At 74.8% G+C, this 26,471-nt stretch carries 29 protein-coding genes; 17 read left to right on the top strand and 12 right to left on the bottom strand.

The window, feature by feature from the left end; all coding sequences use genetic code 11:
* Window positions 1-417 precede the first annotated feature (417 nt).
* Window positions 418-852, top strand: a complete 435-nt coding sequence (locus tag ACJ6WD_RS21580) for a CBS domain-containing protein (RefSeq protein WP_233659605.1) — start codon at window positions 418-420, stop codon at window positions 850-852.
* A 76-nt stretch (window positions 853-928) separates the two neighbouring features.
* Here the strand turns inward: ACJ6WD_RS21580 and ACJ6WD_RS21575 are convergent, their stop codons facing one another.
* The 3 genes from ACJ6WD_RS21575 to ACJ6WD_RS21565 form a co-directional block, all read right to left on the bottom strand.
* A complete protein-coding gene (locus ACJ6WD_RS21575) occupies window positions 929-2,149 on the bottom strand; it encodes a 4-hydroxybenzoate 3-monooxygenase (RefSeq protein WP_407616345.1) in 1,221 nt (406 codons plus the stop codon).
* 241 nt (window positions 2,150-2,390) lie between these two features.
* A complete protein-coding gene (locus ACJ6WD_RS21570; protein ID WP_016575537.1) occupies window positions 2,391-2,588 on the bottom strand; it encodes a CsbD family protein in 198 nt (65 codons plus the stop codon).
* Between the two features lie 118 nt (window positions 2,589-2,706).
* The gene (locus tag ACJ6WD_RS21565; protein ID WP_233659603.1) at window positions 2,707-3,519 is read right to left on the bottom strand and encodes a 3-hydroxybutyrate dehydrogenase; all 813 of its coding nucleotides are present in this window, start codon (window positions 3,517-3,519) and stop codon (window positions 2,707-2,709) included.
* A 169-nt stretch (window positions 3,520-3,688) separates the two neighbouring features.
* Between ACJ6WD_RS21565 and ACJ6WD_RS21560 the strand changes: the two genes are divergently transcribed.
* Complete coding sequence (locus ACJ6WD_RS21560) at window positions 3,689-4,213, top strand: hypothetical protein (RefSeq protein WP_376439141.1); 525 nt, start codon at window positions 3,689-3,691, stop codon at window positions 4,211-4,213.
* A gap of 12 nt (window positions 4,214-4,225) precedes the next feature.
* On the opposite strand, the gene ACJ6WD_RS21555 is transcribed toward ACJ6WD_RS21560, so the two are convergent.
* The 3 genes from ACJ6WD_RS21555 to ACJ6WD_RS21545 form a co-directional block, all read right to left on the bottom strand.
* Window positions 4,226-4,723, bottom strand: coding sequence for an NUDIX domain-containing protein (locus ACJ6WD_RS21555; RefSeq protein WP_233659601.1), 498 nt, complete (start codon window positions 4,721-4,723; stop codon window positions 4,226-4,228).
* A gap of 114 nt (window positions 4,724-4,837) precedes the next feature.
* Window positions 4,838-5,452, bottom strand: a complete 615-nt coding sequence (locus ACJ6WD_RS21550) for a hypothetical protein (RefSeq protein ID WP_233659600.1) — start codon at window positions 5,450-5,452, stop codon at window positions 4,838-4,840.
* Between the two features lie 70 nt (window positions 5,453-5,522).
* Window positions 5,523-6,320, bottom strand: coding sequence for a glutamate racemase (locus ACJ6WD_RS21545; protein ID WP_016576090.1), 798 nt, complete (start codon window positions 6,318-6,320; stop codon window positions 5,523-5,525).
* 137 nt (window positions 6,321-6,457) lie between these two features.
* On the opposite strand from ACJ6WD_RS21545, the gene ACJ6WD_RS21540 reads away from it, so the two are divergent.
* The gene (locus ACJ6WD_RS21540; protein ID WP_407616382.1) at window positions 6,458-7,606 is read left to right on the top strand and encodes a glycosyltransferase; all 1,149 of its coding nucleotides are present in this window, start codon (window positions 6,458-6,460) and stop codon (window positions 7,604-7,606) included.
* A gap of 4 nt (window positions 7,607-7,610) precedes the next feature.
* Here ACJ6WD_RS21540 and ACJ6WD_RS21535 read toward each other — a convergent pair whose 3' ends face one another.
* On the bottom strand, window positions 7,611-8,993 hold the full coding sequence (locus tag ACJ6WD_RS21535; protein WP_407616344.1) for a TerD family protein: 1,383 nt from the start codon (window positions 8,991-8,993) through the stop codon (window positions 7,611-7,613).
* 264 nt (window positions 8,994-9,257) lie between these two features.
* Between ACJ6WD_RS21535 and ACJ6WD_RS21530 the strand changes: the two genes are divergently transcribed.
* The 6 genes from ACJ6WD_RS21530 (at window position 9,258) to ACJ6WD_RS21505 (ending at window position 15,402) form a co-directional block, all read left to right on the top strand.
* Window positions 9,258-9,707 (top strand): DUF6643 family protein, encoded by a 450-nt coding sequence (locus tag ACJ6WD_RS21530; protein WP_016576093.1) that lies wholly within the window; start codon window positions 9,258-9,260, stop codon window positions 9,705-9,707.
* A 46-nt stretch (window positions 9,708-9,753) separates the two neighbouring features.
* Window positions 9,754-10,578: an MOSC domain-containing protein gene (locus tag ACJ6WD_RS21525; protein WP_407616343.1), complete on the top strand. Its 825-nt coding sequence runs from the start codon at window positions 9,754-9,756 to the stop codon at window positions 10,576-10,578.
* 117 nt (window positions 10,579-10,695) lie between these two features.
* Window positions 10,696-11,586 (top strand): MEDS domain-containing protein, encoded by an 891-nt coding sequence (locus ACJ6WD_RS21520; protein ID WP_233659597.1) that lies wholly within the window; start codon window positions 10,696-10,698, stop codon window positions 11,584-11,586.
* Entirely contained in the window at window positions 11,580-12,038 is a 459-nt protein-coding gene (locus ACJ6WD_RS21515) for an ATP-binding protein (protein ID WP_020931230.1), read from the top strand. Before ACJ6WD_RS21520 ends, ACJ6WD_RS21515 begins: the two co-directional genes overlap by 7 nt.
* Window positions 12,039-12,208: 170 nt before the next feature.
* Complete coding sequence (locus ACJ6WD_RS21510; protein WP_376557898.1) at window positions 12,209-12,811, top strand: hypothetical protein; 603 nt, start codon at window positions 12,209-12,211, stop codon at window positions 12,809-12,811.
* Between the two features lie 167 nt (window positions 12,812-12,978).
* The gene (locus ACJ6WD_RS21505; protein ID WP_233659595.1) at window positions 12,979-15,402 is read left to right on the top strand and encodes a right-handed parallel beta-helix repeat-containing protein; all 2,424 of its coding nucleotides are present in this window, start codon (window positions 12,979-12,981) and stop codon (window positions 15,400-15,402) included.
* On the opposite strand, the gene ACJ6WD_RS21500 is transcribed toward ACJ6WD_RS21505, so the two are convergent.
* Window positions 15,372-17,783, bottom strand: a complete 2,412-nt coding sequence (locus ACJ6WD_RS21500; protein WP_407616342.1) for a hypothetical protein — start codon at window positions 17,781-17,783, stop codon at window positions 15,372-15,374. The genes ACJ6WD_RS21505 and ACJ6WD_RS21500 overlap by 31 nt on opposite strands.
* 283 nt (window positions 17,784-18,066) lie before the next feature.
* On the opposite strand from ACJ6WD_RS21500, the gene ACJ6WD_RS21495 reads away from it, so the two are divergent.
* Both ACJ6WD_RS21495 and ACJ6WD_RS21490 read left to right on the top strand, forming a co-directional pair.
* Window positions 18,067-18,915, top strand: coding sequence for a DeoR/GlpR family DNA-binding transcription regulator (locus tag ACJ6WD_RS21495; RefSeq protein WP_233659593.1), 849 nt, complete (start codon window positions 18,067-18,069; stop codon window positions 18,913-18,915).
* Window positions 18,916-18,976: 61 nt separating this feature from the next.
* Window positions 18,977-19,450, top strand: a complete 474-nt coding sequence (locus ACJ6WD_RS21490) for an SRPBCC family protein (protein WP_233659592.1) — start codon at window positions 18,977-18,979, stop codon at window positions 19,448-19,450.
* 19 nt (window positions 19,451-19,469) lie between these two features.
* Here ACJ6WD_RS21490 and ACJ6WD_RS21485 read toward each other — a convergent pair whose 3' ends face one another.
* Window positions 19,470-20,567 (bottom strand): PLP-dependent cysteine synthase family protein, encoded by a 1,098-nt coding sequence (locus ACJ6WD_RS21485; protein WP_233659692.1) that lies wholly within the window; start codon window positions 20,565-20,567, stop codon window positions 19,470-19,472.
* Window positions 20,568-20,900: 333 nt separating this feature from the next.
* Between ACJ6WD_RS21485 and ACJ6WD_RS21480 the strand changes: the two genes are divergently transcribed.
* Complete coding sequence (locus tag ACJ6WD_RS21480) at window positions 20,901-21,188, top strand: hypothetical protein (protein ID WP_233659591.1); 288 nt, start codon at window positions 20,901-20,903, stop codon at window positions 21,186-21,188.
* 175 nt (window positions 21,189-21,363) lie between these two features.
* Window positions 21,364-21,864 (top strand): ATP-binding protein, encoded by a 501-nt coding sequence (locus ACJ6WD_RS21475; protein WP_233659590.1) that lies wholly within the window; start codon window positions 21,364-21,366, stop codon window positions 21,862-21,864.
* A 16-nt stretch (window positions 21,865-21,880) separates the two neighbouring features.
* On the opposite strand, the gene ACJ6WD_RS21470 is transcribed toward ACJ6WD_RS21475, so the two are convergent.
* Complete coding sequence (locus tag ACJ6WD_RS21470; RefSeq protein WP_016579175.1) at window positions 21,881-22,198, bottom strand: SHOCT domain-containing protein; 318 nt, start codon at window positions 22,196-22,198, stop codon at window positions 21,881-21,883.
* Between the two features lie 234 nt (window positions 22,199-22,432).
* On the opposite strand from ACJ6WD_RS21470, the gene ACJ6WD_RS21465 reads away from it, so the two are divergent.
* From ACJ6WD_RS21465 to ACJ6WD_RS21455, 3 genes are read left to right on the top strand one after another with little or no spacing between them, the layout of a single operon-like run.
* Window positions 22,433-23,062 carry a TetR/AcrR family transcriptional regulator gene (locus ACJ6WD_RS21465; protein WP_233659589.1) on the top strand — a complete coding sequence of 210 codons (630 nt, stop codon included), beginning with the start codon at window positions 22,433-22,435 and terminating at the stop codon, window positions 23,060-23,062.
* A 34-nt stretch (window positions 23,063-23,096) separates the two neighbouring features.
* Complete coding sequence (locus ACJ6WD_RS21460; protein WP_407616341.1) at window positions 23,097-23,684, top strand: DUF4865 family protein; 588 nt, start codon at window positions 23,097-23,099, stop codon at window positions 23,682-23,684.
* Window positions 23,681-24,658, top strand: coding sequence for a phosphotriesterase (locus ACJ6WD_RS21455; protein WP_376557904.1), 978 nt, complete (start codon window positions 23,681-23,683; stop codon window positions 24,656-24,658). The genes ACJ6WD_RS21460 and ACJ6WD_RS21455 overlap by 4 nt, the downstream gene beginning before the upstream one ends.
* 51 nt (window positions 24,659-24,709) lie before the next feature.
* Here ACJ6WD_RS21455 and ACJ6WD_RS21450 read toward each other — a convergent pair whose 3' ends face one another.
* Window positions 24,710-25,111 (bottom strand): hypothetical protein, encoded by a 402-nt coding sequence (locus tag ACJ6WD_RS21450; RefSeq protein ID WP_233659587.1) that lies wholly within the window; start codon window positions 25,109-25,111, stop codon window positions 24,710-24,712.
* 299 nt (window positions 25,112-25,410) lie between these two features.
* On the opposite strand from ACJ6WD_RS21450, the gene ACJ6WD_RS21445 reads away from it, so the two are divergent.
* A complete protein-coding gene (locus ACJ6WD_RS21445; protein ID WP_233659586.1) occupies window positions 25,411-25,665 on the top strand; it encodes a hypothetical protein in 255 nt (84 codons plus the stop codon).
* A gap of 68 nt (window positions 25,666-25,733) precedes the next feature.
* Here ACJ6WD_RS21445 and ACJ6WD_RS21440 read toward each other — a convergent pair whose 3' ends face one another.
* Complete coding sequence (locus tag ACJ6WD_RS21440; RefSeq protein ID WP_407616340.1) at window positions 25,734-26,258, bottom strand: MepB family protein; 525 nt, start codon at window positions 26,256-26,258, stop codon at window positions 25,734-25,736.
* Between the last annotated feature and the right edge of the window lie 213 nt (window positions 26,259-26,471).

Genomic DNA, 26,471 nt, shown 5'->3' with positions numbered 1-26,471 from the left:
CGGCTGGCACGCCCTCGCGGAACGGGTCCGGAACGGGCTCCCGGACCCGCACCCCGTCCACCCCCGGCGCCTTACCACACTATGAACGATATGCCCGATTCCCCGGTGGGGCAGCAGGTGCCGCGCCACCGCACCCGGGCCCGCACCGCGGGGGATTCCGGCCCGGTCGGCGGCGCTGCGGCCCCGGAAGCGACCTTGCGCCATCCGTGGTGTCATCGAAGGGAAGACGCCGTGCGAACGGCGCGGACGCCGCGCGAGGCGTGCGGTCGTCGCCCCGCACGGGCCCGTATCGGCACGCCGGAACGACGCGGCGGAGCACCCCGGACGGGCCGGCGGGCAGCACACGGCCGAGAACGCCGCGCGGACCACCAGTCGAGAACCACCATCGCCGAGAACGCTGTGACAGCGGGAGGAACCATGGCCGGCAAGCTGCGAGCCCGGGACATCATGACCGGCGGCGTGCAATGCGTCGGTGCGCACCAGTCGTTGAAGGACGCGGCGCAGATGATGCGCGACCTGAAGGTCGGCGCCCTGCCGATCTGCGGTGACAACAACAGGCTGACGGGGATGATCACCGACCGGGACATCGTCATCAGGTGCTGCGCCGAGGGCATCGACCCGGCGACGGTGCAGGCCGGTTCGTTGCAGAGCAAGATCCACTGGATCGACGCCGAAGCGGACGCCGGCGAGGTCCTGCGCACCATGGAACAGCACCAGATCAAGCGCCTCCCGGTGATCGACGTCAAGGGCGGCCACCAACTGGTGGGCATGATCACCGAGGCCAACCTCGCCAAGACCCTCACCGAAGCCCAGGTCGCCGAATTCGCCACCCGCGTCTACGCCACGGCCTGACGCCACCGCAGGACTCCCGGCGGCCGGGCCCGCACCCGTTCCCGCGCCCGGCCGCCGCGGACCCCGCCACCGGCCCCTACAGGTCCGCCTCCTCGCCGAGGTACAACCCGGCGAACGCCTTGGCCGCGGCCTCCGAACCGAGCAGCCGCCGCAGCCGGGCCGCGGCCGTCCCGGCCCGGAACCGGTCGCCGGACGAGGCGCCGTGCAACACCTCCGAGAGCCACTGCGAGAACTCCAGGTACTGCCAGACCCGCCGCAGCGCCGCCGCCGAGTACCCGGCCAGGGGACGGTCGTCGCCCTTGTAGTGCGCGATCAGCGCCCCGCCGAGCAGCAGCGCGTCGTTGATCGCGAGGTTCATGCCCTTCGCCGCGATCGGCGCGAGCAGGTGCGCCGCGTCGCCGGCCAGGTGCAGCCGGCCGTACGCCATCGGCTCCACCACGTAGTTGTGCATCGCCAGCACGGTCTTCTCGCTCAACGGGCCCTCGTGCAGCGGCCGGGCGCCGTCCGCGGCGAGCCGGACGCGCAGCTCCCCCCACACCCGTTCGTCGGGCCAGTCCGCCGCCGCGTCCCCGGCCGGGACCTCCAGGTAGTACCGGGTGACCCGGGCGCTGCGCGCCATGTGCGCGCCGAACCCGCGCGGGTGGATGCCGAACACCACGCCGTCCGCGGACGGCGGCGCCTCGGCCAGCACCGCGAGCCAGGCGACGCCGTGGTCGTGACGGGTCATCCGCACCCGCCCGTCGGGTATCGCGGCCCGGCTGACCCCGCGCGCCCCGTCCGCGCCCACGACGTGGTCGCAGGCGATCCGGTGCCGCTCACCGGTGTGCGGATCGCGGTACGAGACCGCGGCCCGCGGCCCGTCGAGGTCGTGCAGCCGCACGTCGCGCACCTCGAAGCGCACCGCGCCGCCCGCCCGGTCCGCGTACGCGGCGAGCAGGTCGCCGACCAACAGCGGCTGCGGATAGACGAAGTGCCGCCGGCCCGACAGCCGGGCGGTCCGCACGGTGTGCCGGGCGCCGTCGACGCGGAACTCGAACTCCCCTTGCGTCTCGGCCCGTTCCCACAACCGCTCGGCCAGCCCGTGCCGGCCGAGCGCCCGCACCGCCCACTCCTCGACGAACCCGGCGCGCGGCCGCCGCTCGACGAACTCCCGGCTCTCCGCCTCCAGTACGAGGCAGTCGACGCCGGCGGCCCGCAGCACGTTGGCCACGGTCAGCCCGGCGGGTCCGGCCCCGATGACGACGACGTCGGCACGGTCGGTGGGCGAAGCGGCGGGCGAGGGGGAGGGCGAGGACACGGCGGGCGGTTCCCTTCGGGCCGGGCGGAGGATCGCTCGCAGTATGGCGGTTGGCCGAAAACCCGCGCCCGGCGCCCCGGTTGAGACTCCCGCCCGGGGCCCGCGCAATCCCGTACCGCTGCTGCCATTTCCGCACGTAACCCCCGCCCGACCGCGCCGGAACGCCGTCCGAGAACGGCCGCGGGCCCCTGTGGTGCGCATCCACAGGGGCCCGCGGCCGGCGCGCGTGCGCCGCGTCAGCTCAGGAGGCGTCGCCGCGGTCCTTCAGCGAGTCCTTCATGCCCCGGGCCTTCTCCTTGGCACCGTGCATGGCGCTCTTGGTCTTGCCCTTGGCCTGGTCGGTGCGGCCCTCGGCGGTCATCCGCTCGTTGCCGGTGGCCTTGCCCGTCATCTCCTTGGCCTTGCCCTTCATCTTGTCCATCGAGCCCTTGTCGGCCATCGCGAACTCCTTCGTCCGGTGGGGAGGGTACGGAGCCTCGGCAGGGGGCGTGAAGCTCCGCCACCACGCTGCCGCAGCACGCCACCGGCCGCATCCGGAACCCGGGCCGCCACACCGCTCAGTGCGCGGTCCACCCCCCGTCCAGCGCCAGCGACGCCCCCGTCATGTACGACGCCTGCGGGGTGCACAGGAACGCCACCGCCTCGGCGACCTCCTCGGGCTCGATCAGCCGTTTGAGCGCCGAGTCCACCAGCAGGACCTCGCTCAGCACCCGTTCCTCGGGGATGCCGTGCGCCGCCGCCTGATCGGCGATCTGCCGCTCCACCAGGGGCGTGCGGACGTATCCGGGATTGACGCAGTTGCTGGTCACCCCGTGCGCGGCCCCCTCCAGCGCGGCCGTCTTCGACAGCCCCTCCAGACCGTGCTTGGCGGCGACGTACGCGGACTTGAACGGCGAGGCCCGCAGGCCGTGCACGGACGAGACGTTCACGATCCGGCCCCAGCCCTGCCGGTACATGTGCGGCAACGCCCCGCGCAGCAACCGGAAGGGCGCCTCCAACATCACGGTCAGCACCTCGTGGAACACCTCCGGCGGGAAGTCCTCGATGGGCCGGACGAGTTGGATACCGGCGTTGTTCACCAGCACGTCGCTGCCGGCCGCGACCCGCTCGGCGGCGTCCAGGTCGGTGAGGTCCAACGGGTGCGGCTCCACGGTGCCGGCGGTGCCGGCGGGCAGCCCGTCCGCCAGTGCGGTGAGCCCGGCGGCGTCCCGGTCCACCGCCCGCACGGTGGCGCCGGCCGCGGCCAGCCGGCGGGCGCAGGCCCGTCCGATACCGCTGGCGGCGCCGGTGACCAGGGCGGTCCGGCCGTGCAGGGCGAGGGACACCGGGCCCGGGGCGGCCGGCGTGCCGGGATTGCTGATCGCGGTCATCTGCGCATGATCGCAGTGGTTCCGGCGCCGGAACAGTGCCGCGCAGGACGCCGCCCGGTCCGCGGCACGTCACCCGAACGGCCGTCCCGGATCGCCCCGCCGCACCCGGCCTCCTAGCGTCGAACGACGCGGGGCGCCGACGGCGCACCGCCGCCACGAGGAGGCCGCCATGCACAGGCTGATCGCCGTGCCGACCGTGCTGCTCGCCCTGGCAGCCGCCGGCTGTGCGGGCGGGGACGGCCCGGCAGACGCACCGGCCGCCTCGGCCCCGGCCCCGAACACCACCCCGGCCCCGCAGGACTCCCCCACCATCCCGGGCCAGCCGGTGAGCTGCGGCGAACTCGCCGGAGTCCTGGGGCAGGCGCACGGCGTGGCGCTCTTCGCGGACCCCGGCGCCGCCGGCACGGTGGGCTGCACGGAGGCACGGACGGTGATGGCGGAGTTCTTCCGCAAGGCGCCGCCGCAGTCGGGCGGGCCACCGCCGACGCTGGCCGTACGCGGCTGGTCCTGCCAGTACGGCGGCGGGCCGACCGGCACCTGGGTCACCGAGTGCCGCCGGGGCGAACGCGCGATGCACACCGAGGACACCGGGCAGGACACCGGCCCCGGCGATCCCCCGGACGCCTCGGAGCTGCCCGGACTGCCCGACGAGTCCTCGCTCCCGATGGAGGAGCCGTCGACGACGGAGCTGTGACCCCGGTCGTCGTCAGCCGGCCGCCTCGGGCTCCGGCTGCGCCACGCCCTGGAACCACGTCGGTCCGGCCACCCGCGCCTTCTCGATCCGGTTGCGCGCATAGTCGTCCAGCGGCGGGAGGGCGTCCAGCGCGAACCAGCCGACCTCCAGCGACTCGTCGTCGTTGACCCTCGCCTCGCCACCCACCGCCCGGCAGCGCAGCGTCACGTCCATGAACTGGCACACGTCGCCGTTGGGGTAGCGGGTCGGCGGCATGGTCTCGACGAGGACCACGCCCTCGGGGACGACGCGCACCGCGGTCTCCTCGTACACCTCGCGGACCGCGGTCTCGGCGGGCTGCTCACCGGGGTCGGGGATGCCGCCGATCACCGACCAGCCGCCGGTGTCGGCCCGCTTGCCCAGCAGCACCCGGCCCGCCGCGTCGAACACCACCGCACTCACCCCCGGCAGCCACAGCAGCTTCGTGCCGATGTCGGTACGGAGGTCTCGGATGAAGTCGGGGGTCGCCATGCACCCGACCCTACGGGACCGGCGGGAGGGCACCCCGGACGCGCGACGCCGCACCGGACGCGCCAGGGCCCCGGGAGGCGCTCCCGGGGCCCCGCGCGGCTGCCGTCGCCGCCGCTACGCCGTCGAGGCCGGGCGGCGCAGCCGGAGCCGCTCGCGCACGCACCGCACCGCGCCCTCGGCGTCGTCGACCGTGACGGTGAAGGTGCGCCCGTCGCCGAGCCGGAGCACCATCGCCTCGCCGCGCCGGACGACGACGGCCGTGCCCTGCTCGGGCCGCCAGCGGTAGCCCCAACCGCCCCAGTGGCGCGGGGTGACGCGGGGCGCGAAGTCGGCACCGACGACGGTGTCCAGGGGGATGCGGCGGCGCGGCACTCCTATGTGGCCGCACCGCACCTCCAGGGCGTCGGCGTCGACCCGGACCGCGACGTGGACGAAGGCGAGGGTGCCGAAGAGCACCAGCAGACCGGCCGCGACGCAGCCGACCACCGCCATCACCAGCGGCGCCAGGCCGGAGGTCCAGGTGCTGTTGACAGCGAGGTCGATGCCCAGCGCCAGACAGGCCGCGCCCACGCCGGCCAACAGCCACTGGACGCGGTTGGAGGCCCGGCCGTGCCAGACCTCGGGAATCTCCGCATGGGAGCCACCGGCCGGGCGGACACCGGCCGGGACGCCTTCCGTGCTGCCGTGCTCGTCGGGGGCTGCGGCCCCCTCGTGGGGGTGGTCCCTCATGAGACGCAGCGTACGCGCCTTCGCACCCAGGGGCAGTGCGCCGGAGCGCGGCGGTGCGCCGGCCGTCGGGTCAGGCGGTGTACGGCGCGGCCGGGACGGCACCGGCGAGCAGCCGGCCCTCCTCGTAGGCCAGGACCACCTCGGGCAGGGCACCCGGACGGCCGCTGAGGAGCACACTGAGGGTCCCGGTGGGAGCGGCCGCGGGGGCCGGCTCGGCACCGATGCGGCGCAGCGCCTGGGCGGCGACCGCCTCGGCCGAGCCGTGCAGCACCAGCGGCGGATTGCCGGCCTGCTGGACGGCGGCGCGGATGCGCTCGGCGACCAGTTCGTAGTGGGTGCAGCCCAGGACTACGGCCCGGACCTCGCGCGGGGTGTGCTGTGCGGCGGCCGTCACCGCGGCCTCGATCGCGGCGTCGTCGGCCTGCTCGACCGCGTCGGCGAGGCCCGGGCAGGGCACACCGGCGACCTCGACGCCCTGGGCGAACCGGGCGATGAGGTCCCGCTGGTACGGGCTGCCGGTGGTGGCCGGGGTGGCCCAGATGGCGACCGGGCCGCCGCCGGCCGCGGCGGGCTTGATCGCCGGAACGGTGCCGATGACCGGGATGTCCGGTTCCAGCGCGGCGCGGAGCGCGGGCAGCGCGTGCACCGAGGCGGTGTTGCAGGCGACGATCAGCGCGTCCGGTCGGTGCGCGGCGGCGGCCCGGGCCACGGCCAGGGCGTGCGCGGTGACGTCGTCGGGGGTGCGCGGGCCCCATGGCAGGCCGTCGGGGTCGGTGGAGAGCACCAGGTCCGCGTCGGGCCGCAGGCGCCGTACGGCGGCGGCCGCCGGGAGCAGGCCGGTTCCGGAGTCCATCAGCGCGATCTTCACCCGGACACTTTACTCAACGGCCCCTCCCGTTTGTCATACCGGGCCGGGGGCGACCGCCGGGCCGCGGGGCGCCGGGAGGGCGTGTCGAGCGACGGTCCGCGGCGGGCCCGGTGGGGCAGACTGCGGCCGTGGAGGCGATGGAGTGGATCGGCGCCGGGTCGCTGCTGGCCTGGCTGTGGCTGCTGCTGGGACAGGGCTTCTTCTGGCGGACCGACGTCCGGCTGCCGGACCGGCGCGACCCGGACCGCTGGCCGTCGGTGGCGGTGGTGGTGCCGGCGCGGGACGAGGCGGCGGTGTTGCCGGCGAGCCTGCCGACGCTGCTGGCGCAGAAGTACCCGGGCCGGGCGGAGGTCTTCCTGATCGACGACGGGAGCACCGACGGGACCGGCGCGCTCGCCCGCGAACTGGCCGCCGCGGGGGGCGGGCTGCCGCTGACCGTCGCCTCCCCCGGCGAGCCCGAGCCCGGCTGGACCGGGAAGCTGTGGGCGGTCCGGCACGGCATCGCGCTCGCGCGGGAGCGCACCGCACCGGAGTACCTGCTGCTGACCGACGCGGACATCGCCCACGCCCCGGACAGCCTGCGGGAGTTGGTCGCCGCGGCCCGCTCCGCGGGGCTGGACCTGGTGTCCCAGATGGCCCGGCTGCGGGTGGCGACCTTCTGGGAGCGGCTGGTCGTGCCGGCCTTCGTGTACTTCTTCGGGCAGCTCTACCCGTTCCGGTGGGTCAACCGGCCGGGCGCCCGGACCACGGCGGCCGCGGGCGGGTGCGTGCTGCTGCGGCGGGAGACCGCGGAGCGGGCCGGCGTCCCGGAGGCCATCCGGCACGCGGTGATCGACGACGTGTCGTTGGCGCGGGCGGTGCGGCGGGTCGGCGGGACCGTCTGGCTGGGGCTGGCGGACCGGGTGACCAGCGTGCGCCCCTATCCGCGGCTCGCGGAACTGTGGCGGATGGTCTCCCGCAGCGCCTACGCCCAACTGCGGCACCGACCGCTGCTCCTGCTGGGCACGGTCCTGGGGCTCGCACTGGTCTATCTGGCGCCGCCGGCCGCCCTGCTGGCCGGGCTCGCGGGCGGCGCCCCGGTGGTGGCCGCGCTGGGCGGCGCGGCCTGGGCGGTGATGTGCGGGACGTACCTGCCGATGCTGCGGTACTACCGGCAGCCCCCGTGGGCGGCGCCGCTGCTCCCGTTCACCGCGCTGCTCTACCTCCTGATGACCGTCGACTCGGCCGTGCAGCACTACCGGGGGCGCGGCGCCGCGTGGAAGGGCCGCACCTACGGCGCGCCCTGAGCGGTCACTTGCGGGCCGGGGACCAGTTCAGGCCCCAGCCGTAGGCGTGGTCGACGGTCCGCTGGGGGCTGACGCCCGGCTCGGGGACCAGGTAGCGGGCCTCGCGCTGGACGACCAGTTCGCCGCCGGTGTTGGTGATCAGGGCCAGTGCGCAGACGGTGGCCGGCACGGTGCAGGCGTCGAGGGTGAACTCGACCGGGGCGCCGTGCTGCGGCTGGAGGGTGACGGTGGCGTCCAGGCCCTCGAAGCTGCGGGCGCCGGCGTAGATCGTCACGAAGATCAGGACGCGTCGGAAGCGGGCCTGGTGGTCGAGGTTGATGGTGAGGTTCTCGCCGGTCGCGACGGCGCCGGTGCGGTCGTCGCGGTCGAGCTGGATGTACGGCGGGGCGTGCAGGTCGCCGAATGCCTGGGCGAGCGGGTGCACCACCCCGGCCGCCCCGTCGGTGAGTTCGTACAGCGCGCACAGGTCGAGGTCGAGGTCGCCGGAGGGCGGCAGCAGCGCGCCGCGGGCGCCCAGTGCCTCCATCGCCTTGCGGCCGAGCTTCTTGCCGAGGCGCTTGCCGGCGCCGCCCGCGCTCCAGTTGAGGTTGACCCGCATCACCCCGGACGTGCCGCCCTGCTTCGTCAACGAAACGGCCGGGGCGTCCTTCGTCAGGGTGACCTTCGTCAGCCGGACGGGACCGGGCCCGGGCACCGGCGCACCGTGGCCGGCCGGGGGCGGAATTGACGCCACCGGTTGACCGGTCGGCAACGGCGCGGCGACGGACGGCGCAGGGGGCGCCGCCGGCGGGGCGGCCGGCGGTGGCGGAGCAGGTGCCGGGGCAGGTGCCGGGGCGGGCGCCGGCGTCGACGCGGCCGGGGGCGCGTCCGCCACGCTGATGCCGAAGTCCGTGGCCAGCCCCGCGAGCCCGCTGGCGTACCCCTGCCCCACCGCGCGGAACTTCCAGCCGCCCTGCCGGCGGTAGAACTCGCCGAGCACGAAGGCGGTCTCGGTGGTGGCGTCCCGGCTCTCGAACCGGGCCAGTTCGGCGCCGTCGGAGGCGGCCAGCACCCGTACGTGGAGCCCGGGCACGCCGCCGAAGGTGCCGCCGTCGGCGGAGGCGGCCAGCACCACGGAGTCGACGGCCGGCTCGACGGCGGCCAGGTCGACGTGGAGGACGTCGGTCAGCGCCGCGCCGGCCGGCCGCTTGCCCTCGTGGCGCACCGCTCCGGAGGCGTGCTCCGGCTGGTTGTAGAAGACGAAGTCGGCGTCGCCGCGGACCCGTCCGGACACCAGCAGGAGCGCCGAGGCGTCCACGTCGGGCGTCCCGGGCGCCGGTCGCCAGCCGACTTCCACCCGGACCGCCGGCGCCGGAACCGGAACGTTGCCGCCCTTGAGCATCGACATCGCCGCACCTTCCTGTCGTCCCCGTCGTCGTGGAGCGTCCGTGCCCCCGTCAGCGGTGGCTGCCTCCAACCTACTTGGCCCGGAACGCCCCGAACGCCCCCTGTTCATCTTCGGGAAGCAGGGTCTTTACACGATCCCTACGGGCGATCGCGACCGATTTTCACAAGTTCGCTCACTTTGGTGACCCGGGGCCGCTCCGAACCCGTAAAACAACCCTCTTGTCAGGCTCCCCAATCGACACATCGTGGGCTTAACTTATGAGGCATGACCTCCCCCCGCTCCACTTACAGCGGCGGCTACTACGCATCGCCCTCCTTCCCGGACACCCCCATCTACGACAGCCTCGTCGCGGAGCGGGGCACCCCGCAGATCGCCCCGATCCGCGTGAACCCCTCCCCGTGGGAGACCGGTTCGTCCTCGCTCCCGGCACTGCCCTCGGCGCTGCCGGCGCTGCCCGCGGCGCCCTCCGCGCCGGCGGCCGGCCACGGGTATCCGGGCGCCGCGGCGCAACCGGTCGCACCGTTGCAGCACGCCCCGGCGCCGTACATCCCGCAGCAGGCCGGGAACCGCGGCTATCCGCCCCCGCAGCAGCACCAGCGCCCGGCTCCGGGCACCGGGTACGAGGCGATGCGTCCGGCCGCCCCGGTCGCACCGCGGCCCGCCTCGCCGTTCGACGACCCGGGATACGGCCGCCAGTACCCGCGGGGGTACTGAGCCGACCGATCGAGCGGAGGTGCGAAGCGGCTGGCAGGATGGGGGCATGCCCACGCCACAGGTCCAGTCGCTGCACGTCTACCCGGTCAAGGCCCTCACGGGGTCAGGTCCCGGCGAAGCGGTGGTGGAACCGTGGGGGCTCGCCGGGGACCGGCGGTGGCTGGTGGTCGATGCCGAGGGCCGGCAGATCACCCAACGCCAGCAGCCGCGCATGACGTTGGCCCGGGCCGAGGAGCTGTCCGGCGGCGCCCTGCGGCTCACCGCACCGGGCATGCCGGCGCTGGTGGTCGAGGTTCCCGAGCCGATGGGCACGGTTGCGGTCGAGGTCTTCGGTGACGTGGTCCAGGCGGTGCCCGCGGGCCCGGAGGCGGCCGCGTGGTGGCACGGCTTCCTGGGCGTCGCGTGCCGGCTGGTGCACATGGACGCCCCGGAGAAGCGCCGCCCGGTGGACCCGGAGTACGGCGCGCCCGGCGACACGGTCAGCTTCGCCGACGGCTTCCCCCTGCTGCTGACCACCACCTCCTCGCTCACCGCCCTCAACTCCCTCATCGCCGAAGGCGACCGGGCCGCCGAGGGGCCCCTGCCCATGAACCGTTTCCGGCCCAATGTGGTGATCGAGGGCACCGCGCCCTGGGCGGAGGACCACTGGCGGCGGGTGCGGATCGGCGCGGTCGAGTTCCAGGTGGCCAAGCCCAGCGGTCGCTGCGTGGTGACCACCACCGACCAGCTCACCGCCGAGCGCGGCAAGGAGCCGCTGCGGACCCTCGCCCGCCACCGACGCTTCGGTGGCGGTCTGGTGTTCGGCCAGAATCTGATCCCCCGCGGAGCGGGCACGCTCCGCATCGGCGACCCGTTCGAGATACTCGACTGACGGTCCGCGCGCGACCGCCGCCGGCTCCGTTGCGGGCCGGTCGGCGGCTGCCTACAGTGAGCGCTCAGCGCCGCCGACGGGACGGGCCGCGGGGGGAGACAGAGAGCTGTTGTGCCGATGCCTGCCAGGGACGCGTTGAGCGATCGCCTCATCCCCGTCCAACGCCTGCGCCCCGGGGACCACGCCTTCGTCGGCTACGGCGACGACGAGGTGCGCTGGGAGGCCGTCACGGCCTTCGTCCGGCTCGGGCTGGCCCGCGGCGAGCAGGTGCTGGTCCTGCCGTGTCCGACGGTGCCGGAAGATGAGGTGCTGGCCCGGATCGACTTCCCCAGCCGCAGCACCGTCCGGGCGCGCGAGCGCGGCCAGCTGCGGGTCACCAGCATGCGGGAACTGATCGCACCCGACGCCGAGTTCACCGCCGACCGCCAGATGGCACGGCTGCACGCGGCGGTCGACCGGGCGCGGGCCGAGGGGTACAGCGGCCTGCGGGCCTTCATCGACATGGGCTGGGTGGCCGCGCTCGGCGCCGACGTGGCCGCGGTGGCCCGCCGGGAGACCGGCGCCCACGCACTGTTCGCCGGGCGGCCGTACACCGAGGTCTGCGCGTACGACCGCCGCCGGTTCGACCCGGCGGTGGTGACCGCGATGGAGCGGGCCCACCCGCGCGCCGTACTGGAGCGGCTGGGCAGTCTGCGGGCGGTGTCCGGGCCGGACGGGGCGGTGGTCTTCGTCGGCGAGGCGGACGCCGCCAATCGGGCCGGGTTCGTCCGGTCGCTGGAGATCGCGCTGGCCCGCACGGCGGCGGCCCGCCGGCTCACCGTGGACCTGACGCGGCTGCACTTCCTGTCGGTGGGCTGCGCGGTAGGTCTGCTCACCCTGGTCCGGGGCGCCACGGGCCACGATCTGGTCGAGGTGTGCTGCGACCGCGGGCAGCACCGGACGTTGCGCCGGCTCGGCGCCGAAGCGGTGCCGCGGCTGGCGGCGAGGGAGGTGGTAGGGCCGTGCTGAACCCGGAACCGGCCGGACACGGTCAGGCGGAGGTACCGGCCGAGGAGCCCGGACGCCGGCTGCTGCAGCGGCGCTTCACCGCACGGCTGCTGCCGCAGCTGCGGCTGCTGGTCGAGGAGTGCGCCGCCCGCGAGGGGCTGAACGAACCGCGGCGCGGGGAGTTCGTCCTGGCGGTGGACGAGATCGCGGGGAACGCCGTGGAGCACGCCGGCGGTTCCGGACGCCTGGTGTTGCAGCGGGTGGGCGACGAGTTGGAGTGCCGGATCAGCGACGCCGGCCCCGGCTTCAGCGAAGCGGTGATCCCGGAGCTGCTGCCGGGCCTGGACGGTGCCCCGAAGGGGCGGGGGCTGTGGCTGGCGCGGCTGGTGGCGGACCGGTTCGCGGTCGCCCCCGGCACCGGCACGGCGGACCGCCGGGGCGCGGTGGTGACGGTGGCGGTCCGGCTGTCCTGACGGCGCCGCCGGGCGTTCGGGGCGCGGCGCCACGCGCGGCGCCGACTCCGGCCGATCGCCCGCGGCGGCACGGTCGTTGGCGGCCGGGCGGGGCGGCCGGGGCGGCGTTCGCGACGGGGACGCACCGGCATCCCGCGCCGTGGTGTGCACGGACGACGAGAGGGGGCACGATGCGGGCGGTCAAGGGCATCTGGCGCTGGCGGCGCAATCCGCTGCGCCGCGGAACCGATCGGTTGGAAGCCTGGTTGGCGCTGGCCGCCGCCGTGCTGATCGCGGTCGGGGCGCCCGCCGCCGGCTGGTTCACCGGCCGGGCCGCGCACGGCGCGCTCCTGGAGGCCGTCCGGCTCCAGCAGCACCAGCGCCACCTGGTGTGGGCGACAGCGGACGGGCCGGCGTCCGACGTCCCCGCCGACCCGGACCCCGAGACCGCCCCGCAGCGCGACGCGCACCTGCGGGTCCTCGCCCACTGGCCGGGACCGGACGGCCGCCGGCGGAGCGGGGAGGTGACCGCGCCGCGCCCGGCGGACGCCGGCGACCGGTTCCGGATCTGGGCCGACGCACAGGGCCGGGCGGTGACCCGGCCGATGGACGAGGGCACCGCGGCGGCGCACGCGGTGCTGGCCGGCGGGGGCGCGGCGGCGGCGACCGGCGCGCTGGTAGAGGGCGGCCGACGGTTGGTCGTACGGCGGCTGATGGCCCGTCGGTTCCGGCGTTGGGACGCGGCCTGGGCCCGCGCCGGACAGGACTGGGGCCGGGCCGGCGCCGGGAGTTGAGGCGTGGCTGACCAGGCGGTGGACCGTGTCAACTGGCGCCCCCCGGGCGCGCTACGGTGGTGCATCCAGCCTCTCGGCTGGTGCCCCGCAGACCTCAAAGCGGACATCCGCGGACGGATGGCGGCCGGGGCGACATCTGCCGTACGAAGTGGGGACACGACACCGCCATGGCTCAGGGCTCGGTCCAGGTGACGCACTCCGGAACATCGCGTTGGCGGCGCCGCACGGGTGAGTACAGCTCGCTCGCCGCCGCCGTGGAAGCCGCCGGGGACGGCGACGTGCTGACCGTGCCGGCGGGGACGTACCGGGAGAACCTGGTGCTCCAGCGGGCGGTGACGCTGCGCGGTCCGGAGGGGGCGCGCGGGTCGGTGCGGATCGCGCCGGCCGACGGGGTGGCGCTGACGATACGGGCCTCGGCCACCGTCCACGACCTGCACCTGGAGGCGACCGACTCGGCGTCGCCGGCGCTGCTCGTGGAGGACGGCGCCCCCGAACTGGCCGACATCCGGGTGGTGACCCGGTCGGCGGCCGGGATCGAGGTGCGCGGCGGGGCCCGGCCGACGGTGCGGCGCTGCACGGTCGACAACGCCGGCGGGGTCGGCATCAGCGTCCTGGACGGCGCCGGCGGGCTCTTCGAGGAGTGCGAGGTGATGGCGGCCGGTCAGGCAGGGGTGGCGGTGCGCGGCGGCGCCCATCCGCGGTTGGAGAACTGCCGGATCCACCACGCCTCGGGTGCGGGGCTGTCGCTGACCGGTGACGGCACCGCGATCGAGGCGGTCGGCTGCGAGCTGTACGAGATCAAGGGCGCCGGCATCCAGGTCGCGGCCCGGGCCACCGGCCACCTCACCGACTGCACGGTGCACCGCACCACGGCCGACGGCGTCACGTTGGACACCGATGCGGTGCTGACCCTCGCCGACTGCGACATCCACGACGTCCCGGAGAACGCCGTGGACCTGCGGTCCCGGTCGGTGCTGACGCTGACCCGCAGCACCGTGCGGCACTTCGGCCGGAACGGCCTGTCGGTGTGGGACCCGGGCACCCGGGTGGACGCCAACCAGTGCGAGATCCACGACAGCACCGGCGACTACCCGGCGGTGTGGGTCAGCGACGGCGCGACCGCGGTGCTGGACTCGACGCGGGTGCACGACGTCCCCGACGCGCTGTTCGTCCTGGACCGGGGTTCCCGGGCGGACGTCGTGGACTGCGACCTCGCACAGGTCCGCAACACCGCGGTGTCGGTGAGCGACGGCGCCACCGTCCAACTCGACGACTGCCGGATCCGGGAGACCTCGACCGGTGCGTGGTTCCGCGACCACGGCAGCGGCGGCACGCTCGCCAACTGCACGATCGACGGGGCGCAGACCGGCGTCATCGTCACCAAGGGCGCCGACCCGAACATCGAGGGCTGCACGGTCAGTTCGCCGGCCGAGGCCGGCTTCTACGTCTCGGCGGAGGGGCGGGGCACCTTCCACAACTGCCGGGTCACCGGCAGTTCCGGCTTCGGCTTCCACGTGATCGACGGCTGCCGGACGACGCTGACCCGGTGCCGCACGGAGCGCTGTGCGCGCGGCGGTTACGAGTTCGCCGACGCGCACGGCACCGGCGCCGGCCCCACCGTCGAGGACTGCACCAGCGACGAGAGCCGCACCACGCAGGCGCCGACGGTGACCGCGCCGACGGTGCAGCAGGCGACCCAGACCGCCGGGCTGCTGGGCAACGTCCCGGCACCGCGCTCGGCCCCGGCCGCCGCCGAGCCCGCGGAGACGCCGGTGCCCGGCCGGCCCTCGGAGGAGGTGCTGGGCGAGCTGGACACCCTTGTGGGGTTGGACAGCGTCAAGCGGGAGGTGCGCACCCTGATCAACATGATCGAGGTGGGGCGGCGCCGGCAGGAGGCCGGTCTGAAGGCCGCCTCGGCCCGCCGGCACCTGGTGTTCACCGGCTCCCCCGGTACCGGCAAGACCACGGTGGCCCGGCTCTACGGCGAGATCCTGCACTCCCTGGGGGTGCTGGAGCGCGGGCACCTGGTGGAGGTGTCGCGGGTGGACCTGGTGGGCGAGCACATCGGTTCGACGGCGATCCGCACGCAGGAGGCGTTCGACCGGGCGCGCGGCGGGGTGCTGTTCGTCGACGAGGCGTACGCCCTCTCCCCCGAGGACTCCGGGCGGGACTTCGGCAAGGAGGCCATCGACACCCTGGTGAAGCTGATGGAGGACCACCGGGACGCGGTGGTGGTGATCGTGGCCGGCTACACCGCGGAGATGGAGCGGTTCCTGGCCGTCAACCCGGGCATCTCCTCGCGCTTCTCCCGCACCATCAGGTTCGGCGACTACGCCCCGGAGGAGCTGCTGAGGATCGTCGAGCAGCAGGGCGAGGAGCACGAGTACCGCCTCGCCGACGGCGCCGGCGAGGCGCTGCTCAAGTACTTCACCACGCTGCCCAAGGGCCCGTCGTTCGGCAACGGCCGGACCGCGCGGCAGACGTTCGAGGCGATGGTCGAGCGGCACGCGGGCCGGGTCGCGGCGCTCGACGACCCGAGCACCGACGACCTGACCCTCCTCTACGCCGAGGACCTGCCCGAACTCCCCTGAGAACCGGCCTCGTTGGTGCGGCTGCCCGGGATGCCCGGCTCCAGCCGGGCGAGCAGGTCGGCGCGCACCCGGTCGAAGACCGGGTCGGCCTGGTAGTCGCCGTGGCCCAGGATCTGGGCGGGGAGCGGGTTCTGCAGGGTGCGCCCGAAGGCGAGCGGGTCGCGCAGCGGTCCCTCGTCGACGGCCCGGCCGTCCTCGCTGGTGAGCCGGATGGGGCCGCCGATCGGGTCGGTGAAGCGCCACAGGTTGCGCCAGTCGTCCATCTCGCGGTGCAGTCCGGTGAGCGCGGGCGGGCCGAAGTAGGCGGGGAACCAGCGTCCGTAGAGGCGTTCCAACGGGCTGCCGTAGGTGAGCAGGGCGACCCGGCTGCGGGTGACGAGGTCCAGTTGCCAGACGGCGGCCGCGGCCAGCACGCTGCCCTGGGAGTGGCCGGAGAGCACCAACCGGCCGTCGCACTGCTCGGTCCAGGTGGCCATCCGCCAGGTCAGGTCGGGGACGGCGCGCTCGGCGTAGCAGGGCGGCGCGAAGGGGTGCGCGGCGCGCGGCCAGAAGGTGCCGACGTCCCAGAGGATGCCGATGGTGCGGCGCGCGGAATGGTCGCGGTAGGCGCGCCGGCCCATGGTGAGCAGCAGGATCACCCCGGCGCCCATCAACCAGGAGCCGAGGGCCTCGGCGGTCTCGGCGGCGGCGTGCACGAACGGCGCCGCGCCCTCGGCGGCCCGGCCGGGGGCCAGGTCGGTGACCCAGGCACCGGCCACCGCACCGGCGCCCAGGAAGAGGGTGACGGCGGCGATGGCGGCCACCAGGACGGGGGCCGCGTCGGTCAGCCCGGCGCGGGCGATGGTGCCCGCGATGCGTTCGGTGCGCAAGCCGTCGGGGCGCTCTCGCGGGTCGTAGAGACCGGGCACGTCCGCGGCGACCTGCTTGCGGACGACCAGCACCCGGATCCCGGCCAGCGCGACGACGACGGCGACCACGAGCAACAGGGCGGGCAGGACCGACGCCTGCCAGGAGAGCAGCACCGGCGGCCCGGGGATCGGCGCGTGCAGCTGACCGGGCGTGGCCGGCCCGTCGATCCAGTCCGCGAACCGCTGGGCCACGCCCCCGGACAGCACCCCGGCGACCGCGCAGGACAGCAGCGCCACGGCCGGGCCGCCCATGCCGCGCAGCGCGGTGCGGGCCTCGTCCTGGGAGGCGCGCTGGAGGAACCAGGCCGTCACCGCGAGGGCCAGTACCAGCGCGCCCTGGCAGACGGCGATCCCGCCGAACGCCGCGACCCCGGGCAGCGGGCCGGCGCTGTGGGCCGCCGGGCGCGCCCAGCCCGCGTAGCCGGCGGTGAGCGCGAACGCGGCCAGCGCGGCGTACGGCAGCGCCCGGACCGCGAACCGGTCGGACTCCTCGTCGCGGGCCGCTTCGCTCCGGGCGGTGCGCCAGACGACGGCCAGGGTGACCGCGGCGAGCAGCAGCAGGAGCCCGCTCAGGGTCTGGCCGACGGCGGTGAGCGGGCCGGCGCCGGCCCGCCGGTCGGCGCGCAGGGACGCCACGAGCAGGGCGGCGGTGACGGTCAGCACGCCGGCTGTGGTGTGCGCGGCGCGCAGCCGGGCGACCAGCCGGCGGCCGTACCAGAAGCCGTCGAGGCCGAGCGCGGTGCGTTCGTGGGCGGGGGTGTCGCGGGAGGCGCCGGGGCGCCGCGGCGGTGGCGAGGCGGACTCGTAGGCGCTCCAGGTGCGGTGCGAGAGCCACCACAGGAAGCCGATGACGGTCAGCGGCAGCACGCAGGCGAGGACCAGCCGGCGGCCCGGGGTGCTCCACCAGCCCCCGGCCGCGGGGTTGAGGAAGCCCAGCCAGGACTTGCCGGTGACGCAGACCGGGGTGCCGGCGCACTGCCAGGCGCTGAGGTCGAGGGCGACCTCGCAGGCGGCCGCGGCCAGCAGGACGGTGAGGCTCAGGGCGAGCAGCCGCACCAGGAGGTCGTAGATCCGCTGCCCGCGGTGGTCGGGCGGGGCGGCCGGGCGCATCCAGTGCGCGAGGTTGGCGACCATGAAGGGCAGCAGGATCAGCCAGAGCGCGCGGGCGCCGTTGCCGGAGGTGAGGTTGGACCAGCAGTACGCCTCGCGGACGGGGCGGGTCCGGAAGTCCTCGGGCCGCTGCTCGGCGTCCGCGTCGTCGGTGCGGCGGTAGCAGGCGGCGGTGTCGTCGCCGGTGATCCGCTGGACGCGCGGGTCGCCGAGCATCTCCTGCGGCGTCGTGCCGCCCACCCCGTGGACGAGGAGTTCCAGGGCGAGCTGCGGTTGCGGTGCGGTGGTGGGTGGCGGTGCGGTCTGCGGGCCCGGCTGCGCTGCGCGGGCGGGTGGTGATGTGGTGGTGGCCGCGGTCTCCACTGGCTCTCCCCCGATGTCAGTGCGGTGCGGTGCGTGGTGTGGTTCCGGGCGGGTGCGGTCGGTCGTGCGGTGCGCCCTCCCCGGAATTGTTCCCCCCTTCTGGGAGCCCGCGCACCCGGGTTGCGGTTCCCGGCGCGGCGGTTGTGCTCGGTGGACGCGGCGTCCCCGGACCGGGGCCGCCGTCGGACCCTCGTGCGAGGATGAGGGCACCAGAGATCGCAGGCGGCGCAGAGCCGGCGCAGGGACCCGGGGCGGTGAGCCGGGGCGGAAGGGACGGGCCGCGGTGGGCGACAACCAGAATCTCCTCGCGGAGCAGCGGCGGGCGCTGATCCTCGAAGAGGTCCGGCGGCGGGGCGGCGTGCGGGTCAACGAACTCACCCGCCGGCTGAACGTCTCCGACATGACGGTCCGTCGCGATCTGGACGCACTGGCCCGCCAGGGCATGATCGAGAAGGTGCACGGCGGTGCGCTCCCGGTGAGCGAGCCCAGCACGCACGAGCCGGGCTTCGAGGTCAAGTCGGGGCTGGAGCCGAGTGCCAAGGCCGAGATCGCCAAGGCCGCGGCCGAACTGGCGGTGCCGGGCAGCGCGATCGCCCTGGCCGGCGGCACGACGGCGTACGCGCTGGCGCAGCGGCTGCTGGAGGTGCCGGAGCTGACGGTGGTGACGAATTCGGTGCGGGTGGCCGACGTGTTCTACAACGCCCAGCGGGCCGCGGCCAGCGGCGGCGACGGGCGCCCGCCGGCCGAGGCCGCGACGGTGGTGCTGACGGGCGGGATGCGTACGCCCTCGGACACCCTGGTCGGCCCGGTGGCGGACGCCGCGATCCGCTCGCTCCACTTCGACCTGCTCTTCCTCGGGGTGCACGGCATATCGGTGGAGGCGGGGCTGTCCACCCCCAATCTCGCGGAGGCGGAGACCAACCGGCACTTCGTGCGCTCCGCACGCCGGGTGGTGGTGGTCGCCGACCACACCAAGTGGGGCACGGTCGGCCTGAGTTCGTTCGCCGCGCTGGACGACGTGGACGTGCTGGTGACGGATGCCGGGCTGTCCGCCGCGGCGCGGGCGGAGTTCGCCGACCGGCCGACGGAGCTGGTGGTGGCGGGCGAGCCGGTGGCCGACGCGGACGACTGATTTCGCGTCAGCTAGGGTGTCCGGCGCAGGTCAGCCCCGTCCCCCAGGAGGTGCTCGTCCCATGTCCCGACGGCTCCGCCCCGTCGAGCTCGACTTCGTCGAATCGGCCCCGCTGCGGCTGGTGTTCACCGCCGAGACCGCCGCGCCGCCCCAGACCGTCTACGCCGCGCTGGCGGGCGACGTACCGGGCTGGGCCGACTGGTTCACCGGTGTGGCACGGGCGGCGCCGACCCGCGACGGCCAGGGCCGCGACGTGCTGCTGACCGGCGGCACGCACTTCGACGAGACGGTGCTGGTGAGCGACCCGGGCACGCGCTACGCCTACCGGGTCGACAGCACCAACGCCCCCGTGCTGCGCGCCCTGGTGGAGGACTGGCGGCTGACGCCGGCCGGCACCGGGACCCGGCTGCGGTGGACGTTCGCGGCGGACGGTCCGGCGGCGTTCCGCTGGCTGATGCCGATGGCCCGGCCGGCCCTGGCGCGCTCCTTCCGCGATTCGGTGCGGGCGCTGGACCGGCGGCTCGCGGGCGGCTGACGCGCGGGCCGGGTCCGGCTCAGGCGTCCCAGGAACCGGTGGCCAGGAAGTGCTCGACGGTCCGGGTGTAGGGGGCGATGTCGAGCCCCTGCTCGGCCAGCCAGTCGTCGGAGTAGTACTTGTCGAGGTAGCGGTCGCCCGGGTCGCACAGCAGCGTCACCACGGACCCGGTCCGGCCCTCGGCGACCATCTCCGCGACGATCTTCAGGGCGCTCCACAGCCCGGTGCCGGTCGAGCCGCCCGCCTTGCGGCCGATCGCCCGCTCCAGTGCGCGGACCGTGGCGATGCTCGCCGCGTCCGGGACCTTCATCATCCGGTCGATCGCACCGGGCACGAAGCTCGGCTCCATGCGCGGCCGGCCGATGCCCTCGATACGGGAGGCGGTCGCGCAGTCGGTCGCCGCGTCGCCGGTGAGCCAGCCGTCGAAGAAGCAGGAGTTCTCCGGGTCGGGGACGCAGATCCGGGTGTCGTACTGCATGTAGTGCACGTAGCGGGCGATGGTCGCGGAGGTGCCGCCGGTGCCGGCGGTGGCGACGATCCAGGTGGGCTCGGGGTAGCGCTCCAGCCGCAGTTGCTCGTAGATCGACTCGGCGATGTTGTTGTTGCCGCGCCAGTCCGTGGCCCGCTCGGCGTAGGTGAACTGGTCCATGTAGTGCCCGCCGGACTCGGCGGCGAGCCGGGCGGACACCTCGTAGACCGTCCGCGGGTCCTGGACCAGGTGGCAGGTGCCGCCGTGGAACTCGATCAGTCGGGTCTTCTCCCGGCTGGTGGTGGCCGGCATCACCGCGATGAACGGGACGCCGATCAGCGAGGCGAAGTACGCCTCGGAGACGGCCGTGGAACCGCTGGAGGACTCGATCACCGGCTTCCCGGGGCGGATCCAGCCGTTGCACAGCCCGTAGAGGAACAGGGAGCGGGCCAGCCGGTGCTTGAGGCTGCCGGTGGGGTGCGTCGACTCGTCCTTGAGGTAGAGGTCGATGCCCCACTCCTCGGGCAACGGGAAGCGCAGCAGGTGGGTGTCGGCGGTGCGGTTGGCGTCCGCCTGGACCTTGCGGACGGCCTCTTTGAGCCAGTCCCGGTAGTCCGGATCCGAGCGGTCCACGTCGACGGTCGGCAGGACCGAGGGGCGCGGCGTGCGGGCCGCGTCCTGGGGTCCGGGGTGTCCGGGGTGTCCGGGCCGGCTCTGCGGCTGTTGTGCGGTGCTCACCGGCGCGCTCCTCCAGGGTGTACGGGCCCGCCCGCAAGGCCGGGCAGGTTTCGACTATAACCACCCGGCGCACGCTTCTCACCTGCATAAACAACCCTTTGAGGGCCCCCAAGGAGGGCCTGGGGGAAGGGTGTTGTGCGCCTCTGCGCCCCATACGGCACTGGTGAACGGCGCGCAGTGGCGGCAAACTTCCCTAGGGGGGCGGTGGACGGCACCCGCCCACGACATCGGGAAGTGGTGACGATGGCGGAGTCGGAGTACAACGCGACCGGCGTGCGGATCGAGCGGGCGTTGCGCTCACTGACCAGAGCGGGGCAGGTCCGCATCAGCGGCGGCCGGCTGTCGCTGCTGACCAGCTACGGCACGGAGATCGACAGCGCCCCGCTCGGCGCGGTGGAGGCCCACAAACCGCTCTTCGCGGCCCGGGACCGCGCGCTCGCCGTCCTCAACGGCAACCGCTACTCGCTGACCCTGGGCGCCCGCGACCGCTTCCTCAACGCGGTGGAGGCCGCGCGTCGGCCACGCGCGTGAACGCCGGGTGCGGCCGGGGTGGTGCGGTTGCGGGGGTGCACCGGCTGCACGACTCTGGACACGTATCACTGAGGGTTCACCAGCGATGACGCTGTTGGGCAGCGGGCATCGCCGGTTCCGATCTTCGCCCCTCCCCGGTACGAGGGGTGCCCGGCCTCATCAGGGAGTCGCGGTCGTGATCAGGCAGCCCAGCAGACACTGCACGGTGGAAGTCCAGGCCGTCCCGGCCCGGATCGGGCACGTGCGCAGGATCGTCTCCGCGCAGCTGCGGTACTGGCACCTCGACGCCCTGGTCGATCCGGCCGCCCTCGGGGTGACCGAACTCCTCGCCAACGTCCACCGGCACGCCCGGCCCAGCAAGCAGTGCACCGTCGAACTGTGCGTGCTGCTGGACCAGTTGACGGTCTCGGTGCACGACCTCGATCCCCGGATGCCGCGCCTGCGGGCCGCCGCCAGCTGGGAGACCTGCGGTCGCGGGTTGGCCCTGATCGCGGCGCTCAGCGAGGACTGGGGAGTGCGCCCGCACGCCCAGGGCAAGGTCGTCTGGTTCACCCTCCCCGCGCTGACGAGCGCGCCGGAGGAGGCCCGGGCGCTGCACCCGCACTGGGCCCCCGCCCCGGTGGAGGAGGCGGGTGCCGACCCCCGGCCCCGGAGTCGGAGCGCGCGGGTCGGCTGACCGCGGGCACCGCGCGTCAGGCCGGGCCGGCCTTGCGGCCGCCGCCGAAGTGCTCCTCCAGCACGGACAGCCGGCGCCAGTACTCCTCCTCGTCGATCTCGCCGGCGGCGAACCGGCGGCCGAGGACGGCGATCGGGGTCGGGGCGTCGCCGCCGGCCGCGGGCCGGGCACCGGGCCACGGGCCGCGGAAGGCCCGACCGGGGCCGCCGTGCCGCCACACGGTGCGGCGCAGCAGGGTCACCACGCCGGCGACCACCGCGGCCCAGACGAGCGGGACGAACAGGATCCAGGGGCCCGGGCCGCCGCCGGACCAGTGTGCTGCCAGTGCGTTCATGGGGGTCCACTCCTTGACGGGACGTGCCGGGTGCCGGCCGCCCGTGGACCGGGTGGCGGCGCGCCGACTGCCTGCCTTCGAGACTCCTCGGCGCGGGCCCGCGCGTCGTCGTACGCCCGGCGGCACTCCCCGTACGCCGGCGGAGGTACGCCCACCGGAGCAGGAGGTACGCGAGCCCCGCCGTCGCCGGCTCCACTCTTGATCTTTGTAACTACTGGTATGTACAGTCGCGGCATGGGCAGCAACCAGGACGACGGCACAGCGGTCGGCACCGCCCCGTCCAGCACGCAGGAACGGCTCGTGACCAGCACCCGGGAACTCCTGTGGGAGCGCGGCTACGTCGGCACCAGCCCCAAGGCGATCCTCCAGCGCGCGGGGGTGGGCCAGGGCAGCATGTACCACCACTTCGCCGGCAAGTCCGACCTCGCGCTGGCGGCGATCCGGCGCACCGCCGAGGACATGCGCACGGCGACCGACGAGATCCTCACCGCCCCGGGCACGGCGTACGACCGGGTGGCGGCCTACCTCCTGCGGGAGCGGCAGGTGCTGCGCGGCTGCCCGATCGGGCGGATGACGCAGGACCGCGACGTGGTGCAGGACCCCGCGCTGCGGGCCCCGTTGGACGCGATGTTCGCCTGGCTCCGGCGGCGGATCACCGAGGTCCTCGCCGAGGGGCAACGCCGCGGTGAACTGGCCGCCGGTCTCGACCCGGCGGCCACCGCGGCGAGCGTCGCCGCCGTCGTCCAGGGCGGCTACGTGCTGGCCCGGGCCGCCGAGGACCCCGCGCCGTTCGACGCCGCGGTGCACGGCCTGCTGGCCCTCTTGGCCACGCACGCCACACCACCCCCACCCGTCACCCCCTGACGCATCCGCCCCGCCCCCTCCCCTACGGAGCCCCATGCACGCCATGCAATACCGCGTCACGCTGCCCGCCGACTACGACATGGAGGTCATCCGCCGCCGCGTGCGGACCAAGGGCCACCTGCTCGACGACTTCGCGGGCCTCGGCCTCAAGGCGTACGGCATCCGGGAGCGCGGCACCGACGGCTCCCCGGTCAACCAGTACGCCCCGTTCTACCTCTGGGCCGACCAGGAGGGCATGAACCGCTTCCTGACCGGCGACGGGTTCCGCGGTGTGGTCCGCGACTTCGGACGGCCGACGGTCCGCACCTGGCAGGGCCTGTACCACCGCCCGGGGCCGGCGGCCGACCGCGTCCCCGACTCCTTCACCCAGCGGACCGTGCCGCTCCCGGAAGGCGTCGACGTGGCGAGCGCCGTGGAGGACGGGCTCGCCGAGCACGCGGAGTTGGCGACCGCGGACGGTGTGCACACCACCGCCCTGGGCCTGGACCCCCGCGGCTGGGAGCTGGTGCACTTCACCCTCTGGGGCGACCCCGTCCCCGAGTCCGCGGGCGGGGCGCGCTTCCGCGTGCTGCACCTGTCCGCGCCGGGCACCGACCGGCTCGGCGTCGGGCGGACGTGGTGATCACGACGCCCGCCACCGCCCCCGGCCACCGCACCGAGCCGTCCGCCGGCCCCACCGTCCGCAGCGTCCTCGGGGACCTCGCCCCCGAGCGGCTCGGCGTCTGCGACGCGCACGACCACCTGTTCCTCGCCAGCCCCCAGCTGCCGGGCCAGGAACTGGCCGACCCGGAGGCGGCCGCCGCCGAGTTGCGCGCGTTCCGGGCGGCCGGCGGCGCCGCGATGATCCAGTGGACGCCGCACGGCATGGGCCGGCGGGCGACCGAACTGCCGCGCCTGGCGCGGGAGTCGGGCGTGACCGTCGTCGCCGCGACCGGACTGCACCAAGCGGCGCACTACGCCCCGGAGTTCCTGGCCGGGCTGACGGATCCGGCCGCGCTCTTCGTCGCCGAACTGACCGAAGGCATCGGCCCCGACCACGACGACGCCCCGCACGCCCGTCCCCGGGCCGGCATGATCAAGGTGGCCGGCGGCTTCCACGGCCTGGACCGGCACGCCCGGCGCACCATGACGGCCGCCGCCGAGGCCCACCGGGCGACCGGCGCGACCATCGGCATCCACCTGGAGCTGGGCACCGGGGCCCTGGACGTCCTCGACCTGCTGTGCGGCGCGTTGGACGTCCCGCCCCACCGGGTGATCCTCGGCCACCTCAACCGTTCCCCCGACTCCGCGGTGCACCGGATGGCCGCCGAGGCCGGCGCGTACCTCGCCTTCGACGGCCCGTCGCGCGCCAACCACGCCACGGACTGGCGGCTCCCGGACGCGGTGGCGGCCCTCTGCGACGCCGGGTTCGCCGACCGGATCCTGCTCGGCGGCGACACCACGACGGCCGGCGCCCGGTCGGTGAACGGCGGCCCCGGCATGCCGTACCTGCTGCGCCGGCTCCGCCCGCGGCTGGAACTCGCCGTGGGCGCCGGGGCGGTGGCGGGGATGCTGTGCGCCAATCCGGCCCGGGCGTTCGCGGCGAACTGGCCGTGACCACGCGGTCCCGGCACCCGCGGGGAGATCCCGGCGGGGGCGGGACCGGCGTCAGCGCATGCGCCGACGCCGACTCGGCGCCGGCCGGTCCGCCGACGCGGCGGCCGACCGGGACCTCGGCACCGCCCCGCCGTACAGCATCAGCAGCGTGCCGGTGGCGAAGACCACCAGGAACAGCGCGATCGAGCCGATGGCCATCAGCACCGCGGGGGCCTGGAGCACCTGGTTGGCCAGCGCCAGGACCACCGCCGGCACGCTGCTTCCCGCGGACAGCAGCAGCATGGCGATGCCGATCGCGGACGGCGACATCGATTGGGCCTCGTCGGTGGCGACCTCCATCTTGGCGGGGCCGAGTTCCCACCTGAAGGTCAGCCCGGTGCTCTCCTTGAGGACGGCCGCGTCCGCCCGGTTGCTGGGTTCTTCCAGGCTGAGGTCGAGGTCCGTGGTGCCCATGTCCCGCCCTTCCCCCCTCAGCCGCCGTCCCTCTTCTAAACCGCTCACGCCCCGACGCTAGCGATCACCGGCGAGGCACATCAACGTGACGTTCCGTGCTCTTACATGACTGTTACTCATCCCCCACGCGCCCGCGGCGGCGCGGCACGACGTTCCTGCGCAACGCACGCTCCATGCAGTCATGATGCGCGTCCCGTACATACGATTGCTTGACAGTGTATGTACGACCGGGCATCGTGGAGGCGTTGGGGTCTGACCGGGTCAGGCCCTGGACGTTCGGACGAAGGGGAAGCCGTCACATGTCCACCTTGCCCAAGGGAGCCGCTGCCCAGGAGTGGCAGAACACCGGCCCCACCCGCATCACCGTCAACCTCGCCCCGAAGGCGGCCGCCGCACTCGAACAGGCCGTCAAACTCACCGGCGACACCAAGACGGACACCATCAACCGCGCCCTCCAGATCTACGCCTACCTGGAGCGCGTGACCCAGGACGGCGGCGCCCTGTACACCAGGCCGGCCGACGGCGACGAACTCGAACGCCTCCACTTCGTCTGACCGGCCCCCGCGCACGCGAAGCACCCGGCGACGCCGACCACCGGCCCGACCGCCGAGAGCGGCGAACGCTAGGGGTGGTAGAGGGTCCGGGCGCGCGTCAGATCGGCCGGGCCGTGCGCACCGAGGTCGAGGAAGTGGTCCACCTGCCACGCCTGCGCGCTGCGCGCCTGCCGGTTGGCCGTCGTCACCCACGGCGGATAGACACGGAACCCGCGCTTCCCGCCGGAGCCGTTGCGGGAGACGACGTCCCGCCCGCACAACACCTCGCGCGGGAACACGAACTGACCGAAGCCGCCGTCGTCCCGGCAGCTGATGACGAACAGGTCCACCCCGTCCTCGACGTCGAAGGGCCGGATCGGCCCCTGCGCGGACCGCTGCCACACGGTGACGAACTGCCCGACCTTCGCCGGCGTGGTCTTCGCGACCCGGAACCGGACCGCCTGCCCGTCCAACGTGAACGCACAGGCCGCGTACGCGACACCCTCCGGTTCGGGCACCGGCGGCGAGCAGGCGAACCCGCCCCGGTCGTACACCGCGTCCTTCACCCTCAAAAGGTCCCCGTGGAGCCCCGTCCACGGCTGATCCGTCACCATGCCGCCATCCTGCCACCGCCCCCTCCACGCAGCCCCCACCCCCTCTCCACGCCCCGCACCACCCCACCGACCGCAACCACCCACCCAGCCCTTCCCACCCCCCAACGGGAGGTGGCGGGCCGGAGGGGGTGGTGTGCAGGACGTAAAGCGCAGCAGTCCTGCACACCACCCCCGCAGGCCCGTCACCGCACCCAACAGCCCCGCGCAGCGGAC

It is taken from the genome of Streptomyces sp. VTCC 41912, from assembly GCF_045799175.1.
In the GTDB taxonomy this organism is placed as follows: Bacteria; Actinomycetota; Actinomycetes; order Streptomycetales; family Streptomycetaceae; genus Streptomyces; species Streptomyces albulus_C.
This window is presented reverse-complemented; position numbering and strand designations above follow the sequence as displayed.

Coding starts and splice junctions, on each gene's coding strand:
- ACJ6WD_RS21580 (WP_233659605.1), top strand. CDS start 418: ATGGCCGGCAAGCTGCGAGCCCGGGACATCATGACCGGCGGCGTGCAA.
- ACJ6WD_RS21570 (WP_016575537.1), bottom strand. CDS start 2,588: ATGGCCGACAAGGGCTCGATGGACAAGATGAAGGGCAAGGCCAAGGAG.
- ACJ6WD_RS21565 (WP_233659603.1), bottom strand. CDS start 3,519: ATGACCGCGATCAGCAATCCCGGCACGCCGGCCGCCCCGGGCCCGGTG.
- ACJ6WD_RS21560 (WP_376439141.1), top strand. CDS start 3,689: ATGCACAGGCTGATCGCCGTGCCGACCGTGCTGCTCGCCCTGGCAGCC.
- ACJ6WD_RS21555 (WP_233659601.1), bottom strand. CDS start 4,723: ATGGCGACCCCCGACTTCATCCGAGACCTCCGTACCGACATCGGCACG.
- ACJ6WD_RS21550 (WP_233659600.1), bottom strand. CDS start 5,452: ATGAGGGACCACCCCCACGAGGGGGCCGCAGCCCCCGACGAGCACGGC.
- ACJ6WD_RS21540 (WP_407616382.1), top strand. CDS start 6,458: ATGGAGTGGATCGGCGCCGGGTCGCTGCTGGCCTGGCTGTGGCTGCTG.
- ACJ6WD_RS21535 (WP_407616344.1), bottom strand. CDS start 8,993: ATGTCGATGCTCAAGGGCGGCAACGTTCCGGTTCCGGCGCCGGCGGTC.
- ACJ6WD_RS21530 (WP_016576093.1), top strand. CDS start 9,258: ATGACCTCCCCCCGCTCCACTTACAGCGGCGGCTACTACGCATCGCCC.
- ACJ6WD_RS21525 (WP_407616343.1), top strand. CDS start 9,754: ATGCCCACGCCACAGGTCCAGTCGCTGCACGTCTACCCGGTCAAGGCC.
- ACJ6WD_RS21520 (WP_233659597.1), top strand. CDS start 10,696: ATGCCTGCCAGGGACGCGTTGAGCGATCGCCTCATCCCCGTCCAACGC.
- ACJ6WD_RS21510 (WP_376557898.1), top strand. CDS start 12,209: ATGCGGGCGGTCAAGGGCATCTGGCGCTGGCGGCGCAATCCGCTGCGC.
- ACJ6WD_RS21505 (WP_233659595.1), top strand. CDS start 12,979: ATGGCTCAGGGCTCGGTCCAGGTGACGCACTCCGGAACATCGCGTTGG.
- ACJ6WD_RS21490 (WP_233659592.1), top strand. CDS start 18,977: ATGTCCCGACGGCTCCGCCCCGTCGAGCTCGACTTCGTCGAATCGGCC.
- ACJ6WD_RS21480 (WP_233659591.1), top strand. CDS start 20,901: ATGGCGGAGTCGGAGTACAACGCGACCGGCGTGCGGATCGAGCGGGCG.
- ACJ6WD_RS21470 (WP_016579175.1), bottom strand. CDS start 22,198: ATGAACGCACTGGCAGCACACTGGTCCGGCGGCGGCCCGGGCCCCTGG.
- ACJ6WD_RS21465 (WP_233659589.1), top strand. CDS start 22,433: ATGGGCAGCAACCAGGACGACGGCACAGCGGTCGGCACCGCCCCGTCC.
- ACJ6WD_RS21460 (WP_407616341.1), top strand. CDS start 23,097: ATGCACGCCATGCAATACCGCGTCACGCTGCCCGCCGACTACGACATG.
- ACJ6WD_RS21450 (WP_233659587.1), bottom strand. CDS start 25,111: ATGGGCACCACGGACCTCGACCTCAGCCTGGAAGAACCCAGCAACCGG.
- ACJ6WD_RS21445 (WP_233659586.1), top strand. CDS start 25,411: ATGTCCACCTTGCCCAAGGGAGCCGCTGCCCAGGAGTGGCAGAACACC.
- ACJ6WD_RS21440 (WP_407616340.1), bottom strand. CDS start 26,258: ATGGTGACGGATCAGCCGTGGACGGGGCTCCACGGGGACCTTTTGAGG.